This window comes from Campylobacter concisus, assembly GCF_003049065.1.
GTDB classification, from domain to species: domain Bacteria; phylum Campylobacterota; class Campylobacteria; order Campylobacterales; family Campylobacteraceae; genus Campylobacter_A; species Campylobacter_A concisus_BE.
In genome coordinates, this window is record NZ_PISC01000006.1 from 1 (window position 1) to 15,407 (window position 15,407).

10 protein-coding genes and 3 tRNA genes are annotated in these 15,407 nt (G+C 32.9%); 12 read left to right on the forward strand and 1 reads right to left on the reverse strand.

What is annotated here, in order from left to right; genetic code table 11:
* Window positions 1–44 precede the first annotated feature (44 nt).
* The 5 genes from CVS81_RS06015 to imm40 all read left to right on the forward strand — a co-directional run bounded on the left by CVS81_RS06015 (window position 45) and on the right by imm40 (window position 1,506).
* Window positions 45–121: transfer RNA gene (locus CVS81_RS06015), tRNA-Asp, on the forward strand.
* Between the two features lie 116 nt (window positions 122–237).
* Window positions 238–313, forward strand: a tRNA-Lys gene (locus tag CVS81_RS06020).
* A 6-nt stretch (window positions 314–319) separates the two neighbouring features.
* Window positions 320–394 (forward strand) — tRNA-Glu (locus tag CVS81_RS06025).
* A gap of 423 nt (window positions 395–817) precedes the next feature.
* Complete coding sequence (locus tag CVS81_RS06030) at window positions 818–1,171, forward strand: hypothetical protein (protein ID WP_159070968.1); 354 nt, start codon at window positions 818–820, stop codon at window positions 1,169–1,171.
* A complete protein-coding gene (gene imm40 / locus CVS81_RS06035; protein WP_107965403.1) occupies window positions 1,168–1,506 on the forward strand; it encodes an Imm40 family immunity protein in 339 nt (112 codons plus the stop codon). Before CVS81_RS06030 ends, imm40 begins: the two co-directional genes overlap by 4 nt.
* Before the next feature lie 47 nt (window positions 1,507–1,553).
* Here imm40 and CVS81_RS06040 read toward each other — a convergent pair whose 3' ends face one another.
* Window positions 1,554–2,306, reverse strand: coding sequence for a DUF4198 domain-containing protein (locus tag CVS81_RS06040; RefSeq protein ID WP_107965404.1), 753 nt, complete (start codon window positions 2,304–2,306; stop codon window positions 1,554–1,556).
* 445 nt (window positions 2,307–2,751) lie between these two features.
* On the opposite strand from CVS81_RS06040, the gene CVS81_RS06045 reads away from it, so the two are divergent.
* From CVS81_RS06045 to CVS81_RS06090, 7 genes are all read left to right on the forward strand, one after another.
* Window positions 2,752–4,524: a ShlB/FhaC/HecB family hemolysin secretion/activation protein gene (locus CVS81_RS06045; RefSeq protein ID WP_107965405.1), complete on the forward strand. Its 1,773-nt coding sequence runs from the start codon at window positions 2,752–2,754 to the stop codon at window positions 4,522–4,524.
* Window positions 4,525–4,533: 9 nt separating this feature from the next.
* Window positions 4,534–11,121, forward strand: a complete 6,588-nt coding sequence (locus tag CVS81_RS06050; RefSeq protein ID WP_107965406.1) for a hemagglutinin repeat-containing protein — start codon at window positions 4,534–4,536, stop codon at window positions 11,119–11,121.
* The gene (locus CVS81_RS06055) at window positions 11,118–11,456 is read left to right on the forward strand and encodes a hypothetical protein (RefSeq protein ID WP_107965407.1); all 339 of its coding nucleotides are present in this window, start codon (window positions 11,118–11,120) and stop codon (window positions 11,454–11,456) included. Before CVS81_RS06050 ends, CVS81_RS06055 begins: the two co-directional genes overlap by 4 nt.
* Before the next feature lie 1,228 nt (window positions 11,457–12,684).
* Window positions 12,685–12,966, forward strand: a complete 282-nt coding sequence (locus tag CVS81_RS06075) for a hypothetical protein (RefSeq protein WP_159070969.1) — start codon at window positions 12,685–12,687, stop codon at window positions 12,964–12,966.
* Window positions 12,967–13,103: 137 nt separating this feature from the next.
* A complete protein-coding gene (locus CVS81_RS09880; protein WP_199907163.1) occupies window positions 13,104–14,228 on the forward strand; it encodes a hypothetical protein in 1,125 nt (374 codons plus the stop codon).
* Window positions 14,229–14,512: 284 nt separating this feature from the next.
* Window positions 14,513–14,929, forward strand: coding sequence for a hypothetical protein (locus tag CVS81_RS06085; protein ID WP_107965412.1), 417 nt, complete (start codon window positions 14,513–14,515; stop codon window positions 14,927–14,929).
* Between the two features lie 21 nt (window positions 14,930–14,950).
* On the forward strand, window positions 14,951–15,382 hold the full coding sequence (locus CVS81_RS06090) for a hypothetical protein (protein WP_107965413.1): 432 nt from the start codon (window positions 14,951–14,953) through the stop codon (window positions 15,380–15,382).
* Window positions 15,383–15,407: the final 25 nt, after the last annotated feature.

Genomic DNA, 15,407 nt, shown 5'->3' on the forward strand with positions numbered 1-15,407 from the left:
TGTCATAAGTTCGAGTCTTATAGCGACCACCATTACTTTTAGGTGCAGCGGTAGTTCAGTTGGTTAGAATGCCGCCCTGTCACGGCGGAGGTCGCGGGTTCGAGCCCCGTCCGCTGCGCCATCTACTAAACCTTAGGTTAAGGTTCTTGATTCTATTTATCTTGTTTTTTGAGTGATCAAATTAAATTTTAAGATTATAAGTTCTAAGATAACACTTTGTTATTGATATTTAATCTTGCCTCGTTAGCTCAGTTGGTAGAGCATATCACTCTTAATGATGGGGTCGTAGGTTCGAGACCTACACGGGGCACCATCTTTTGGCCCATTCGTCTAGCGGTTAGGACACCAGCCTCTCACGTTGGTAACACGAGTTCGAGTCTCGTATGGGTCACCATTTTTTAAATTCTTAAATAAAAATTGTATTTTCTTGTAAGTTTCAACTATTTGTATTTTGTTATAAGTCGTAATATCTATACTTCTATACAAATACATTAAATACTTTAGAGAATGATTACTGCGGGTATAAAATATCAACTTTAGTAGGAGTAATTTTAGATTTTGGAATTTATTTAAATTATTATAAAAGTTTTATAGGGATTGAATAGCGTATTTAGAAATTATTAAACTCATTAAAGATAGTGGTATTAAATTTGACGCCGGTCTTACTCAAAACGAGTTTGAAAAAATATATGAAATTTATAAGATTAAATTTCCTCTTTGTTTAAAGTTGTTTTTGACTACAGCTTTACCAGTTTCGGATGGGTTTTATAATTGGCGTGATTTTTCAAGTGGGAATGTCACGAAAATAAAAAATATGATGCAACATTTTTATGAATTTGTAAAAAGCGCCTCTTTTGAAGAATATATACCAAATAGTACTTATTCGCCGGATCAATGGTGTAAGATATCAAGAGAGCAAAGAGTTGAAGTTGTGGCTGAGCTATATAAAAATGCGCCAAAGATCATACCAGTCTATTCTCATAGATTTATGCCAGAGATGAATGATGATAACGATCAGCCAGTCTTGTCAATACATTATGGCGATATAGTCTATTATGGTAGAAATTTACAAGAGTATTTGTTGTATGAATTTTGTGGTGTTGATATTTCAAAATATATAAGTGAATATAAAAATGTGCCGTTTTGGACGGATATGATGGAAAATTTATGATTATAGATTTAGACTTTATAAACATCTTGCCTCAAGCACTATTAAATAGGGGGATTTTTCTAAGTGACAAAATCGGTGTTTATGAGATCGGCTGGAAATTTGATGATGTTATAAAAGTTTTAGACATCATCAAAGAAAAAGAGATGACAGTGCTTGGCGGAGATGTTTATGAGTTAAATGGTGATGAAATCATCATTACATATGATAGCTGGAGCTTTTCTGGGAGCAACTTTATAAAATCTTTTGAAAAAGCAAGTGAATATATAAATAATTATTATAAAAACAATGGAGATAATTTTATTTATGCCCTAATAGTCTCAAATGCAACAAAATAATACGAAAAAAAGAGCGTATCAAGCCGATACGCCCACTGCTAAATTTACTATTTTAGCTCAAATGCAAGTGTTGCAGCGATCGTCTCGTCATCGCAAATTTTTGAGTCGGCAAATGGCATTTTGTGTACTGTTTGTAGTAGCCATTTTCCAGGTTTAAGTGCAAGCACCTCTATCGTACCGTCTGGCTCAGTTTGGCCGTGAAATGCGCTTTTTTCTTTTAAAAATCCATCAAATGTTCCATCAAGCGTAGCATTTTCTAAAGGTTTGCCCTCAAATAGAATTTTAACTTTAAACGGCGCGCCAACTTTGAAATTTGCTGGATTGTCAAGTGGGACTATCTCTAAGCGCTGCTGTGAAGGCTTTGTGACTGAGCCATCTTTCGCGTTTTTATTTATGATGCCTTTTGCGCTCATGCTCGCTTTTTTGCAGTATTTGGCGTCCTTGATGTCCTCTTTGGTTTTGCCCATGTGCCATGTGCCATCGCTTGCTTTTGTCCAAAACGTAGGCTTATACTCGCCAGCTATAAGATATGAGCCGTCCTCTAGTTTGGCCCTTTCATAGTGGTAGTTTTCGCCGCTTTGTTTTAGGCTCAGTTTCTCGCCATTTTTGTTTATAACATATGGGGCTTCAAATAGGGCGATCCTATTATCTGGGATCTTTTCAACAGTTGGGAAGTCGTCTGCATAGCCGATATCGACGCTAGTTACCTCCTTGCTACTTCCAAAAATCCAAAATTCGTGAGCTAAAGAGTGGCTGCTAAATGCTGCCAAAGCCAAAAGTGCAAATAAATGCTTGTTCATTGCCTATCCTTTCAGATTAAAATGTCTATTTTTCTTTTTCTAATATATGTCACAAAAATATTTTTAAATTTTTATAGATCTAAATTTTGCTAAGTTTTATAGAAATTTAGGAATCAAAACCAAATTTACTTTATCAAATTTATAAAAATAGTATGACTATAAAAATAGTTTAATCACTGAAATTACGAAATAAAATCAGTTGCGCAATTATATCAAAATAATAATCATTGTCAATATAAAATTAAATTTTATCCAGCAATGGATAAATCAAAATAAATTTATCTTTGCCATTTATATATCTAAAAAGTTTCATTTTTGAAATATTTTGTATAAAAATTCTTTTTTCTCATTATATTTTAATATTAGATTAAGATTAAATCCTTTATAATGTCACTAAATTATTTTAAAAAATATAACTTTATAGTTATTTCCAAGGAAGGTTAAGATGAGAACTCTCTTATCTTTAAGCATGGTGTGTGCTGCGCTACTTGCTAATGAGACTAATCTAAAAAACGAGTTAAACAACGAAGAGATTAGGGCGAATATGGCAAGCTCTTTTAACGAAAGCTCCAACATAAATTTACTTAACGAAAAATCAACTTCAGAAGGTAAGCTAAATTTAAACGAAACTCCATGCTTTAAAATAGATAAAATTTCACTTCTTAGTGAGAATGAAGTTGCTAGCTTTAACGCTAGTAGTGGTGCTGATGAGGCTATAATAAGAAAAGCTTATAATGCAAACTACTCTAAATTTAACTCTATCTTAGAGGCTAGCTTAAATAAGCTTGATTTTAAATCAGGCAGCTGTCTTGGCAAAAACTCTATCAATCTAATCATAAACTCTTTTAACAACGAGATAATAAAAAGTGGCTATATCACTTCAAGTGCGAGCCTAGTTACAAAGAGCCTAAAAGATGCCAAGCTAGAGTTTGTGATAAATCTTGGCTTAATAGATAACATAAGCATAAACGAGCTTGACAGCCAAAGAAATAGAGCGAGCTTATTTAGCGCATTTGGTGAGTACTCTCATAAAAATAAAGTGGCAAACATAAGAGATATCGAGCAGGCTCTTGAGTCACTGCAAAACGTCTCTAAAAATGACGTTAGCATTAAATTCTTACCTTCAAACAGAGCTGGCTTTTCAAACATAGCGATCACTAGAGTTGATAGCTTCCCTCTAAAGGCTGCTATAAGCATTGATAACCTTGGCTCAAAACAAAGCGGCAAGTATCAAGGCATGCTAAATTTAAGCACGCTAAATTTACTTGGATTTAACGAAATTTTTAGCTTCTCACGCGGCAAAGATATATTTAAAAAATATGAGGTGACAAATAAATTTAATGGCGCTACTGATCACGGAGCTTCAAATAACTATTATTATGGCTTTAGTATCCCATTTGGCTACTTCATGCTTGAATACGAAAAGAGCAAATATGACTACGCTCAGATCATAAACGCAGCCTACAACCTCTATACATATAAAGGTAGAAGCGAGAGTGACTCACTAAGTCTTGCTTATACATTTTATAGAGACTCAAATTTTAAAAATAGCGCTTATGTAAAGCTATTTAAGAGAAAAAATAAAAACTACCTAGAGGACTACGAGCTAGATAATCAAGCTAGAAGAAATGCTGGATATGAGGTAGGTTTAAAATCAAGCTGGAATTCTTACAACCAAGCTTTTAGCGCTAAGCTAGCTTACAAAAAGGGCACTGGTATATTTAGATCGCAGCCTGATCCACTAGAGGATAGCGGTGAGGCTACATCTAGGTTTGCTCTAATAAATTTAAACCTAAACTACAAATATAAATTTGAACTTCCACTAAGTTATGATCTAAATATCAACGCAAGATATGGTCTAAATAAACTAAGCTTGCAAGATAAATTTAGCATCGGAGGGTATCACAGTGTTAGGGGATTTGACGGGGAGAGCTCGCTTGTTGGAAACCACGGAGTAAGCGTAAGAAATACCCTCTCATATAACTACCATAAGAGTAACTCTGTCTATGCAGGGCTTGACGCTGGCATGGTAAGAGCAGCAAATATCGGCATAAAGGATAAAAACACCCTTGCTGGATACGCCATAGGTCTAAGAGGCAGCATAAAAGCCTACAACAACCTAAGCTACGACATATCTGTCTCTAAACCTCTTTATAAACCAAAGAGCTTTGAATCTAAATCAACAAATGTAAATTTCATCATAAGCTACGAATTTTAAGGATAAAATATGCTAAAGAACAACCAAATTTCAGATGCGCAAAGCAATCAAAAGCCTAGCCTTTTAACCATAGGCTTAAATTTCTACGTAAGTCTCTCTTTGCTACTTGGCACTATGCCTGCCCTTGCAAATGAGCCAAGCATCATAGCTGATCCAGGCGCTAGCAACCGCCCTGATATACTAAAAGCTCCTAATGAGACGCTAATCATAAACATCACAAACCCTGATAGCAAGGGCGTCTCTATAAATGAATATAGCAGGTTTAATACCCCTCCAACTGGCACTATCCTTAATAACTCTAATAAAAACATAGATACTAAGATAGCTGGCCAGATAGATGCAAACTATAGGCTAAATAAAGAGGCAAGCCTTATTATCAACAAAGTAAATTCGGCTGAGAAATCATCTCTAAAAGGAAATTTAGAGGTTGCTGGTAGCAGAGCTGATGTGGTCATAGCAAACCCAAATGGCATAAGCGTAGATGGTCTAAATATGATCAACTCTCGCTCACTCACACTAACAACAGGCAATATCAATAAACTAAGTCCTAAAGAGATAGAGCTAATATCTGATAAGTCAATCGACATCGTAGGGGACGGCCTAAACGATAAGAGCAGCGACTATACTAATGTGATCTCAAATGCCATAAATTTAAACTCAAATATCCACGCAAATGAGCTAAACATCATCGGTGAAAAGGCGGTAGCTTCAAGCAAAGATAGGCTTTATAACGACGTAAAAGCTAAAAACCAAGAAAACAGCTTTAGCCTAGATAGTAGCGCGCTTGGCGGTATGTATGCTAATAAGATCAAACTAGTTGGCACAAGTAATGGCGTAGGCGTAAATAATAATGGTCTAGTTATAGCAAATAACAACATAGAGATAAGCCTTGATGGTGATATAGTTAATGCTGGCGCTATCGCTTCTAACAAAGAGGCTAAGATAGAGGCAAATACTATAACAAACAAAGATGAAGCGCTAATAGCAGCAAAAGAGAGCCTTAACATAAAAGCAGACACTTTGGTAAATACCTCTAGTCAAATTTATGCTAAAGATATAAATGTAGAGGCTAAAAAGCTAGTAAATAACTCAAGCTCGCAGGCGAGGGTAGAGAAAAGCTCATTTGCTAAAAATTTAGCTCTAAAGCAAAGTGGCGAGAATAGATTTAAACTTGAAGAGGTAAATTTAAAAGAGATAAAAGCAAAGATTGAGGCTAAATTTAAAAAACTAGGCAAAGAGCTAAACGAAGAGGAGCTAAATGCTGAAATTTTAAAAGAGGCTATAAATAAAGATAGCACCCTTTATGCTCTAAATTTACATAAAGACTCATATCTATATGGCACATCGACAAAGGTATTTTATAACTTAAGACTAGACATAGACAAAAACGAAGTAGTACTTGATACTAGCAAAGCAAAAGACCGCGAAGTGCTAAAGAGAATTTACTACTCTATAAACAAAGAAATTTTAAACGAAGAAGATAAGGCAAATTTCGTCCCAGGTAGCATAGTAGCAAGCAATGATATAAATTTAAAAACAGATGAAGTGCTAAATGATAAGAGCTTTATCTACGCAGGCAACGACCTTGTGCTTGATAGCAAAGATATAACAAACGTAGCGCTAAATTTAAGAAGAGATGGTCAAAGCTTTAATGAGTTTAAATGGAAGCAACAAGAGTGGAAAGGTAAAATGGGAAAAGTCACTGGCAAAAAGAAATGGGTGACTAAAGGCGGAAAAAGCACGAATTTTAACTTCTCATACACTGATGTTGGTTTGCCAGCAGTTTTTGCAGCGGGCAATAACATAGTAGGAAGCACGCAGGACTTTTCAAGCTACGCACTAAATGATGATATAAAACTAGCAAATGTTGATCTAGATAAATTCTCTGAGCCAATATTTAATAGCCCGGTTATCAAAAACCTAAATAGAAGGGTGAAAAACCAAGGGTATTACTACAGCATTGATAGTATAAACTCAGCTTATATAGCAAATATCCTTGATGGCCTATATGAAGCAAGAAATGAGAGTATAAGTAAATTTAAAAATGAAGCAAAAGATAAAAATGTAAAAGCCTCAGCTCTAGTAATGGCTAACAACATAGACCTAGACGCCAAAGGCAACATAAGCCTAGCTGGCAGCGTAGTGGCTGACAATATCAATCTAAACTCACAAAATTTAAACCTAAATCACCTAGAGCTAAACTCTAAAGATATAAATTTAAAAGCCAATGGGGCAAATATCAACTCAAGTGAAATTTCAGCCAAAAATATAAATGTAAATGCAAATAATATAAGCTTAGACAAAGAGTCATCTCAGTTTAGTAAGGCGTCAAATTTAAAAGCAGACGAGAGCCTTAACCTAAACGCTAAAGAAAATTTAAACATCACTGGCGGAGGCTTAGAGGCTGATAAGATAAATTTAAACGCAGATAATATAAACATAAACGCTAAAGAGTTTGCCTATAGCCATAGCGCAAAAGAAAAAGGCGTAGAATTTAGCCAAAACATCCAAACGCTAAATAGCGCAAACCTAGACGCAAAAGATATAAATTTAAACTCTAAGTCAAACACACAGATAAGCTCAAGCAACTTAAGAGCTACTAACAAGCTAAACATAGAAGCTGGAAATGATATATATGTAGTAGGTGCTAATACAAACGAGAGCACGGAGACTAAAGAGAAGTCAAAGGGCTTTTTCTCTAAAAAAGAGTCTCATCTAATGGCTATAAATCAAAAGGTCATTAGCTCAAATTTAAACGCAGGCGATATCAGTCTAAAAGCTGGCGGCAACCTAGCTCTAGTCTCATCAAATCTAAATGCTAATAATATAAATTTAAACGCAGATGAAAACGTTATAGTAGATGCTAATCACAACGTAGAAGCAAGCCAAAGCTTTACTAAAAGCTCACGCTTTTCATTAAAACCAACATCTCTTTATGAAAGCAACCTTCATCTACTTGAAAAAGGCGATAAAAGGGCAGTTGCTTCAAATTTAAATGCAAATGAAAACATAAATATAAACGCAAGCAATATCAGCCTAAAAGGTGCAAACCTAAATTCACAAAAAGATATAAATTTAAATGCCAATAGCATAGATATATCAAATACTAATGATGAGAGCTATAGAAACGAAGTTAGTAAAAAAAGTAAGATAGGCTTAATCTCAATTGGTGAGCACATCAAGAATTTAAAAGCAGACCTAATACAAAAGCTAAATCCTATAAAAGATCTAAAAGCAAAAACAAAAGACACATCTATAAAAGTACCTGTCGCAAAAGCTAGCTTAGATCAAAAAAGCTCAAAAGAGAATTGGGTAAATGCAAACTCGTCAAATTTAAATGCAAATGGCGACATAAACCTAAACGCAAAAGATGATATAAATATAGTAGGCTCAAATTTAAACGCTAATGAAGCCATAAATTTAACTAGCCAAAACTCAAATATCAAACACTCAACCAACCTCTACGCCAAAGATACATCAAGCAAAGAGGCAACTGGCACACTATCTATCACCGCTCAAAACGAGTATGCCCAGATCGTTCCAGCAGCACTTGCTCTAAAAGAGGCGATCGCTCAGCTAAAAAGAGTGAAAAAAGAGTATGACAACTATAAAAAAGAGAAGTCAAAGCTAGAAGCTAGCCTAAGTGATATCAAGCAAAGATATAGAAATAAAGAGGTAGGCATAGACTACTCTGACATAGAAGAAGTAAGCGAGATATTAGAAGAGTATAGAGACGAGGAGAAATACTTTAAAGAAAACATTCTTCTTGCAACTGAGAATGTAAATGCGAAGAATTTAGCACTTATAACCCAAATGGCAGCTGCAGCTGCAAGCTCAGGAACATATGGCTTTAGCGTAGGAGTAAGAGCTGATCTTGCTACCACTAAACAAGAGAGCTCTTTAAAGCAAACTAGCTCAAACAAATCTAGTCTAAATGCTAAACATATAAATATAAACTCAGCTAAAGATATATCTATCGCAGGCTCAGACCTAGCATCAAAAAAGGATATGAGCTTAAACTCAAACAACCTAAATATAAACTCTAGTGAAGATAGTTTAAAATATAAATCAAACACCAAATCTCTCACAACAGGATTTGGTTTTACATTTTATGGAGCAAACTCTAGCTCACTAGAGCTTGGAACAAATAGCTTAAAACAAAGCGAACAAAGCCTAACAAATAACAACTCTCATCTTTACTCAGCTAAAGATATGAATATAAACACAGCCAATGATGCAACCATCAAGGGAGCAAATTTAAGAGCTGACGAGAGATTAAATTTAAAAGTAGGAAATAACCTAAGTTTAGAGAGTACTAGAGATATAAAAGATGCTAGCTCTAAAAGCAAGGGTATAAATTTAAGCGTAAGCTACTCTGGAGCAACTAATGCTAAAAACTTTGCATCTGGAGATAGATCTCTAAGCTCTGTTGGAGCTAGTATTAGTAAGTCAAACTCTAACACAAAGATAAAACAGACAAACCTCTCATCCATAACAGCTAATGAGCTAAACGTAGAGGTAGGCAAAAACACTCATTTAAAAGGATCACTACTAGCAGCAGGAGAGTATGATAAAGATAATACCTTTATAGATAACCACAACCTAAATTTAAAAACAAATACCATAAGCTATGAGAATCTATCAAATACAAGCTATAACAAAGGATCATCTCTTAGTATAGGTGCTAATTACCAAGTAGGTAAAAAAGATGATAGTAAAGCTAGTCAAAGTGGTCAAGGCAAATCAGACTCAAGCTACTCTGGTCTAAAGTCAATAAACTACTCAAACCAAAGAAATTTAAGCTACACACTATCTAAAAACCTAGCAACTCTAGGCAGTGGCAACATAGAGATAGCTGATAAAGATAACTCTGATGATCTAACAAGACTAAATAGAGATACAACTAAACTAACAAAAGATCTAGTAAATACTAGCATAAGCTCAAATGTAGATGCTAGTATGGATTTAAGGGTGCTAACAAAGAGTGGGCAAAAGGAGATAGCTAAAGAGATAGTAGATACTAGCACCATAATAGACGCCATAAAGCAAATATCAACTACAGATAGAGCAAATATATTCTCATTCTTTAAAGAAGTAAGCAAGCAATACAAAGTATTAAATGGTGTTAGAGAAGAGGTGGCAAACTCACCAGAACTGCAAGCATTTTTATCTAGCAGCACTACAACCGAAGCACAAAGAAAAGAGGCTATGGAGCTAATAACACTTGCCGTTATGAAGAATCTAGGATATCTACCAAATGATTTAAAGGCTATATATACAGATGAAAGAGGATATAATAACGAAGAAGTAAAAGGTTATACAAGCTTGCAAACTGGAGCTAGCTATATAAATTTCAAAAACATAACCAATATGAAAGATCTAGTAAAGACCATAACTCATGAAAACCAAAGATCTATGGATATACAAGATCATAGAGATATAAATAAAAATAGAGATGATGATACTAAGTATGCTTCAAATTTCTCAGACTTTGCAACTAGATATTTCTCTCATGCTCTATGGCTAAATGATAAAGGTTTCTCTAAAACACCTTTAACAACAGCTGTAACATCAAGCATGATAAATAACAATAGAGAATTTGCAAAGCTGGATAAGAATTTGGGGGTGAATAGGATGCTAACAAACAATGAATATGATCTTGCAATGGAGTTAGCATATAGATATAGTAAAGAAAATAACATACCTTATGCTCAGTCAATAAATCTTTTTATGCTTGCAGCTAAAACAAATGTCGATAAATCTCAAAAAGAAGCTTTTGAACATGTTGTATCTACATTAGAAAGCGCTGATGAAAGCGAGGTGCCTGGATATAGTATAGTGTTTGATAGGGATAAAATAGATGAGGCATATAATATATTAGTAACTACTGCTAAAGAGAGAAATTTATACTTCCTTGACAATTATCAAGACGATATACAGCATTATCCTTTATACACTGCAACCAAAGAGCAGTATGAAGATAAACATTGGGATCCAGAGCGTATCATGGGAATAGGAGATACAAGTGATATACTTATACCATTTGCAAAGCCAGCTATCGGTGCTGCAAAACAGCTATCATCAGCTCTATACTCTAGCTCAAAAAATGTAATAAAAGCTCCATTTGTGGAAATGCAAGCAAGGGTAAATGAAAAACTATTGGCCAACACCCCAAAAGGTGGAACATTAGGTAGTGATGGTATACTAAGACACAATGGCAAAGAGTATGTAGCTCGCAGTCTTGATCTATCAGGAAATAAAGTGATATATGAACAAGTAATAAATAAAAAAGGCACTGGAAATTTTAAAACCACCAACGATAAAGGTTATTTCATAACAGTCAGTAAGCCAAAGCAAATAACCGAAGGTGTTAACTATCAGTTTGGAAATTTTATTTATGATCCAAAGAATATAAATATATCTATGAAATCTGTAGACTTTATAGAAGGATATTTGCCAGGTATACCTTCTACTACTAAAGTTGGAATAGGAGGGTGGCTTGTATATCAATCACTGCATCCAAAAGAATTCTATGACGGTGTAATAACAAATTATGATGCAATAAAATCTGTATTTGTTGACAAAGAAAAAAAATGAGCAATTTTTTTATATCTATTGGTTTTTTAATAACGGCTATTCAAATTTTTATTAATAAGAAAATAGTAAGAGCATATGACGGGGTTGACTATTCTATCATGGGGGATTTTTATTTGGTCCCTGGTATAGCATCATTAGCGGGTGCTATATTATTTTTTTGGATAGGGTATAGGTCTATTAAATTTAAAAATAGCAAGAAAGAATTTGAAGACAAGTGGTGTGATAACTGTGGCAAAGCCATTAAAGTTGGTAAAGATACCTCTTGGTGCCCAGATTGTGGCAAGCCACTAACAAAATTTAACTACAAGTACGATAAAAAAGCACCTAAAAAATAGCGTCATCTTATCAACCATGCAAATTTCATATAAATTTATTTAAAAATTTAGGCGATATTACCAAGATAGGAAGTAATATGGAAAAAAGTCAAAGAATAGCTGCGGGTTGTATATCATTTGTAGAGCTTGTTTTGTGTATGATCTATGGGAAGTACTATATTAGAGGTTGGAGCGAAGCTAACCTTCTTTCGGTCTCCTTTTTTATTTGTGTTTTTGTATATTGCGCTATGCCCTTTTTCATCAAAGGTAATATTGCAAGTTCATTAATTAAATTTGATATTTTGTCAACAATTACACTTTTTTAATATATTTGCTTGGTTTTAAATTTATCTATGATAGTTTTGAAGGATATATGCGGTATATTGCTATTTTTATACTTATTATTATAGTTATAAAGACATCGCTTAAAATATTTAATAAAAATGGGCAAAAAGATGAATGATAGGTTAAAATACATGATCATCCTAGGGTATTTTTTAGTTACATACTCTGGGATTATAATGGTTTATCTTGGCTATTCCTATAAGATTTCTCTACTATTATTTTGTTTGTTTAATTTAATTGTTTTCTTAAAAATATTTTATATTATAAATTTTAGAGATAAGCCATTAAAAATTGTTACAGTTTTTCTTAGCATACTCTTGTTTGCTATTTTTATGGTTATTTTCGTATTTACAGAAAGACTGATAATGAATGCAATTTTGTGCGGTATGGATGGATATGGATATTTGCGTAGGCATGGCTATATAGATTGTAGTTGTGCAGATCTATCACCAGGTGATCATCTTTTTTGGGATATTTTGTCAACTTTGTATTATCCGATATACATATTTATATTCATCAAACCTTTTGTAGGATATTTAAAAAAGAGCACACAAATATCTAAAAAAATATTATAAAATCAAAATTTATATAGAAATAGTAAAAAGTTAAAAATAAAGAAAGTAAATAAAAATGAAAAATAATTTGTTAATACTTTTAAAAGTTTGGCTGCTGCTATTTCTTGTCTATCTTATTTTTAGGATATTTATTTATTTTTTTGGTGAACAAAGGCTGTATATGTTGATTTTGTGTCCTATTTTGTTTAACGGATATTATGTGATAAAAAATGGCATTAAAATAAGTGATATAACTTTGTATAAAATAAAAAACGATCAAGTAAAAAATAATGGATTTGTAGCATTTGTATGGCTTGTTTTTTGTATTTTTGTATTAGTGTTTTGGATAGTTGTCAAGTGAAATAGGTCAAATGATTTTTGTACTAGCATGGAATTTGGTAATATTTGCAGTGATTATCTTTTTTGGTTTTAATGTGGCCTTTAATTTATTTTCTGCTGTTTTTACCGTATATTTGATGCTTTGCATAGTAAAAAATAAAGTAAAAAAAGATGACATCACCTTTGAGAGAGTAAAACATGGCGAATTTAAGTACGGTGGAGTTGCTCTTGTTTGGGTGGTATTTATTTTGATATCCTGGATAACTTATGATGTTATAGAATTTTTAAAATAACATTTTTTAAATTTGTATTTATATCGTATCTTTGAGCAATTGCTGCCATTCAAAGAGGATATAATAACGAAGAAGTAAAAGGTTATACAAGCTTGCAAACTGGAGCTAGCTATATAAATTTCAAAAACATAACCAATATGAAAGATCTAGTAAAGACCATAACTCATGAAAACCAAAGATCTATGGATATACAAGATCATAGAGATATAAATAAAAATAGAGATGATGATACTAAGTATGCTTCAAATTTCTCAGACTTTGCAACTAGATATTTCTCTCATGCTCTATGGCTAAATGATAAAGGTTTCTCTAAAACACCTTTAACAACAGCTGTAACATCAAGCATGATAAATAACAATAGAGAATTTGCAAAGCTGGATAAGAATTTGGGAGCGAATAGACAATTGCATAGTGGTGAAAAACAGTGGATTAATGAAAATGTGAATAACTTTAAAGAATTTTATGAAAATCAAACAGGAAATACAATAAATAATATACAAGCAAAAAAATTATTGGAACATTCGGCAAACTTTATGGTAGATATCGATGGAAATGTTGGATTGCTTGGTAAAATATTTGGCGAACAACAATTTGATAAAAGTGATGAAGTGGTTGCAAACAAATTTATTGCTGAAAATTCGCAAGGACTTAAATTTGAAAATTATTATGATGGTGACGAACTGTTACGTTATCAAGATTACTTCACAGCTACAAAAAATCAATTTTACGATGGTAAAGACTTTAATCAAAATGTTCCCGGAGCTTTAATAGATGTGACTGGTATGTTTTTGGGTTTAGGTGGCGGTGGCTTTATTGCCAATGCTGGAACAAAAGGGTTGTCAAAACTTATACTAAATCAAGAAGCAAAAACTTCAGTTAAAGCTGGTTTAACTGGCGCTACGATAGATGCTAGCTTGCAAGTAGGAACCCAAATTTATAATCAAGCTATAAGCAACAATGGTTATGTAGATTTTAGAGATATTAATTTAAATTATCCAAGCATTCTTTTTAGTGCAGTTGCTGGGTCGGTTGCTATACCAAGCGCATTAAAATCTTACGATAGTATCAAATATTCACGTAATGCTATAAAAGAATTAAAAGACCAACTTAAAACAGCTGTTTCGCCAAATAAGCGGGAGCAAATAAATAATAAAATTTTGGAGCACGAAGAAAATATAAAAGCTCATTGGCTGTTTCAAATAAGTAATGCCGCATTAAGGCAAGGTATAAAATATCCTACAACAAGGTTGAATGATGAATAAAATCTTAAGAATAGTTGTCGTTATGCTTTTTTTGGGTTCGCGGATTATGGCTTTAAATATCCTATTCTTCACTGGATTATTTTTTATTTTTATACAAACACAGTAATATGCTTAACTATAAAGACTTATATATATTCTAAAAAAATAACTAGAATAGATATTGCAAATTTGATACTTATCTTAGTTTTTTTGTTGTACTTGGCTATTTATCAATCAAGTGGCTGGTTGATTTATCCGTGTATTTTTACTCTACTGTCCATAATTATTGTAAGTATTGTAGCTTTATGGCAGAAAAAATAATGAGTAGTATCATAAATGCTTTTATAGATATAGCTCTAAGGCGTGACTTTGCATTTTTTCATTATATTTTTTATAATTTTTATATTTTATTTTTTTTGCGCATAAGTGTTGATTGTTTAAAAGATGAAGTAAAAGAACAAAAAAAATTAAAAGAAGTTTTTAAATGGGGAAGCCTTATTCTAATAGCTTTTATAGTTTTAATTTGTCTTACAATTTTTGAAAGCAACGGAATATTCTTTTATTTTGGCATCTTTTCGTGGATTTCTACTATTGGTGTGATTTTTTGGCTTTGTGGCCTGAAAAATTTATACCAGATAAACCACAGAATAAAAACCCTAAAAAACCCAAAAAACAAAAAGTCAAATTTGAAAAAAATAAAATTTAAAAAACAAAAGCAATAACAACAAATTCAAGGAATAACTATGTTTTATAAATTTTGCTATGTCTTTATTGGTTTTGGATTTTTATTTATATCTATTAGGATATTTGCAAATAAAAAATTCGAAAGATTTGCAATAGAACATGATTTTTCTAGTTTGGGTGATACTTATGTTATTCCAGCCATTATTAGCTTGGCAGCTAGTTTCGCATTTTTCTATCTTGCCTTGCGCTCCACAAAAAACATCAAAAAATACCCAGAGTATTTAGTATGTCTTAAATGTAAAACTGCTTGGTGGTTTGGGCATTTACGTGATAAAAGTAAATGCAATTTTTGTGGTGGCGAGGTGATGGATGCAAACAAATATGGTGACTATATAAGAAAAATAGAATTTTTAGAAAAAAGGAAAAAAGGACCCAAAAGAAGAAGCGTTAGAAATAAACGAAAAAAAGATGAAGGAAGTGTTGATGGTTGATGTAAATTTACGAGTAAATAGGCTT

Bases quoted from the DNA above. Each gene is read 5' to 3' on its own strand.
- imm40 (WP_107965403.1), top strand. From the start codon at position 1,168: ATGATTATAGATTTAGACTTTATAAACATCTTGCCTCAAGCACTATTA.
- CVS81_RS06030 (WP_159070968.1), top strand. From the start codon at position 818: ATGCAACATTTTTATGAATTTGTAAAAAGCGCCTCTTTTGAAGAATAT.
- CVS81_RS06085 (WP_107965412.1), top strand. From the start codon at position 14,513: ATGGCAGAAAAAATAATGAGTAGTATCATAAATGCTTTTATAGATATA.
- CVS81_RS06055 (WP_107965407.1), top strand. From the start codon at position 11,118: ATGAGCAATTTTTTTATATCTATTGGTTTTTTAATAACGGCTATTCAA.
- CVS81_RS09880 (WP_199907163.1), top strand. From the start codon at position 13,104: ATGAAAGATCTAGTAAAGACCATAACTCATGAAAACCAAAGATCTATG.
- CVS81_RS06040 (WP_107965404.1), bottom strand. From the start codon at position 2,306: ATGAACAAGCATTTATTTGCACTTTTGGCTTTGGCAGCATTTAGCAGC.
- CVS81_RS06045 (WP_107965405.1), top strand. From the start codon at position 2,752: ATGAGAACTCTCTTATCTTTAAGCATGGTGTGTGCTGCGCTACTTGCT.
- CVS81_RS06090 (WP_107965413.1), top strand. From the start codon at position 14,951: ATGTTTTATAAATTTTGCTATGTCTTTATTGGTTTTGGATTTTTATTT.
- CVS81_RS06050 (WP_107965406.1), top strand. From the start codon at position 4,534: ATGCTAAAGAACAACCAAATTTCAGATGCGCAAAGCAATCAAAAGCCT.